The organism is Vibrio sp. 1F279, from assembly GCF_041439815.1.
GTDB lineage: Bacteria > Pseudomonadota > Gammaproteobacteria > Enterobacterales > Vibrionaceae > Vibrio > Vibrio tasmaniensis_A.
Genome location: NZ_JBGOOU010000088.1, coordinates 1428 through 3912, shown reverse-complemented (window position 1 = coordinate 3912; position 2485 = coordinate 1428). Strand labels below are relative to the sequence as shown.

General features: G+C 41.5%; 3 protein-coding genes. 2 read left to right on the top strand and 1 reads right to left on the bottom strand.

Annotation, left to right across the window (positions count from 1 at the left end):
* Window positions 1-775: 775 nt before the first annotated feature.
* Complete coding sequence (locus ACED60_RS25285; RefSeq protein WP_057622364.1) at window positions 776-1108, bottom strand: helix-turn-helix domain-containing protein; 333 nt, start codon at window positions 1106-1108, stop codon at window positions 776-778.
* Window positions 1109-1229: 121 nt separating this feature from the next.
* On the opposite strand from ACED60_RS25285, the gene ACED60_RS25280 reads away from it, so the two are divergent.
* A complete protein-coding gene (locus ACED60_RS25280) occupies window positions 1230-2069 on the top strand; it encodes a phage/plasmid replication protein, II/X family (RefSeq protein WP_371728708.1) in 840 nt (279 codons plus the stop codon).
* Window positions 2056-2485, top strand: a 430-nt coding sequence (locus ACED60_RS25275) for a phage/plasmid replication protein, II/X family (RefSeq protein ID WP_371728707.1), incomplete at its 3' end; no start/stop codon positions are given. The genes ACED60_RS25280 and ACED60_RS25275, both read left to right, overlap by 14 nt.

Below are 2485 nucleotides of genomic sequence, written 5' to 3'. Positions count from 1 at the left end.
GTTTGTGTGACATTCCTGTTCGGTTTTATAATCTCTCTTTTCCTCCTGTTCTAGCAAACATTTTGTTGCGATTTTCATTCGTCTGCTCAACTCTTAAGCATATTCTTTGATACCTCCTCTATTAGGTGGTGGTTTATCTAGTGCTGTTCACTATAGTAATTACTTTTCAGGAGCTTGCAAATTTGACGCGGGTTTTCCTCTTTTTGGTCCCAGACCAAAAACTAGTTATCATATTGGAGACCTTTCATCCCTCTCTATTAGGTGGTAGTTTCCCAAATCCGACATGTCGTTTCTCTTCCAAAAGAAAAGAAAATTGATAATCGAGGACAGTGGTTGTAGTAGAGCAAGGAGGAGGAGATAGCTTCCTCTATAAGGGGACGGTAATTCTTTATCGATTTCTAAATTTTTAACCTAGTTAAATTTTTAACTCAATTTTCACTGCTATAAGCTTGCTTGTAGAGGAAAAATGAGTAGCTAAGCGCTCGTATGAATCAAGGGGGCGCTTCGTCCAATCGCGCGGAAGTTTAGGTGTGATTCGTTTTTGAATTGGACTCTTGTCCAAATATTGGAATTTCACCCACAAAAAATGGCCATTCAGGCCATCTTTAAGATCTTAATCGGTCACCCGAAGGGGTGAGGTTCCTATTACCCTCCAACTAACTCCGGAATACCGCACAACTTGCTAGTCCCGAGCACCTTGCTAAATGAAGTGGCGAGAGTAAAAAGCCGCATGCTCTAATAGCGGCTTTTAGTCTCAATATAAGACTTTTACTGATTATTGGGTTATTACATTTCGGCTGTAATGTCTTAAGAGTAGGCTTTCGAGCACTGTATTCAAAACACACTTTTCCTCATCATCTAATGCTTCAACTTTCTTAAGGCGTATCGCTAGTACTTGATCTTTTGATGTTTCCCAGCGTCCACATAGTTCATCTATTGATATTTGAAACAAGTCGGCTAATTTAATGAGGTTGCGCATATTCGGTAATGCAGAACCAGCTTCATATTTTTTATAGACAGCGATACTAATCTCTGCCTCATTTGCCACATCCACTTGAGTCTTACCTAATTCCTTTCTAAGGGATGCTAACTTATCTTTAAATTCCATAATTCACCTTGTTTGGATTCTTTTGAATCCATTATAAGGCTGTTTTTTTGTACATTAGTATTGAAAGTATTCTTTATTATCTATAATGTGGACTCTAATTGATACTTGACAGGTTTTCACGGTGATTGATTTTATCGACTTCAAAATCCCATTACGCAAAGAAGTGGTTGTTCAAATGAACGATTGCGGATTTGTGGATTTTAAAGCACTGGCTAAAAAAACCGGTCTAAAAATCTCTGCGGGTACGATTGAATTTGCAGTACAAGGGGACGAAAACAGTGAAGCACATGACTTGTATTGTGCTTGGCAAATAATCCCGTCCTCATACACCGACATTGCTTGCAAGGTGTTTGATTCAAGCTTTCAAGCCAATATCCAATGGCCTTATATCGAAATCAAAGCCTCTCCTGCAAAGGTTATGCAAGGTCACAACGTCTACGGATCCGAAAGCTTGCGCTTTGGTATTGAGTTTATGTTAGATGCAGTAAGATGCGCCCAACCTGAACTATTCGACTTGCTTGATGTGGGGCTAGGGGAAATCACCCGATTAGATTCTACCTACTCGATCCAATGCAGCAGCAAGGACGAGATACGCCAAACCCTTAAAGCATTAGGCAACATTGCGAATCGCTCCATTCGTCCCGCTCGTAATGCTGACTTTGAAACCTCTGTTTACTTCAATAAAGCGAGTGAAAAATCCCCCGATGCCGGACGTACTAAAGAACTACTGGTCTACAGCAAGGGCGATGAAGTCCTAAAACAGCTCGATGAACTTAAACGCAAAGCTCGTAAAGAAAAAACGACCCGTTACCAACACGTCATTGAACAACTCAATAACCCTGAACTACGCCAGTTCGCTGCTTGCCGTTTACGTTTTGAAGCTCGAGCAAAGAAGCGTTTTATCATGCGTGAAGTAGGGAGTTGTAATATCTGGCAAGTGTTGCGCCATGCTGCATGCTGAACAGTTCGAACAAACCAATGATTACTCCTACTGTGAGTATTTATTTAAAGCCCTCTTCAAAGACTTACTGGATGCGGTCGAAGGGGAAGAACTCGAAATCTACAATGACCAGAAAGTCAAACAGCTACTGCGCCAGCTTTACCAAAAAATCACACCTAAAGGTAATGTTTCTTACGCTAAGGCTGATCGCCTCTATGGGTTCTACACCCAACTGTGTGACCGTGGTTGGTTTGAAGTGAAAGGAACAGCGCATAAAGCTACGTTCTATCGCAACGTTCGAGACTTGCAAGCCATTGGGTTCTCTAGGGCTGACTTACAAAACTTAAAGGAGGGTGAGCGCATGCCACTGAGTGACATCTTACAGTTTGATTTTGATAACCAACGTCCAGCCGATTATGTAGAGCCAGAATCCCCAC

Bases quoted from the DNA above. Each gene is read 5' to 3' on its own strand.
- ACED60_RS25285 (WP_057622364.1), bottom strand. From the start codon at position 1,108: ATGGAATTTAAAGATAAGTTAGCATCCCTTAGAAAGGAATTAGGTAAG.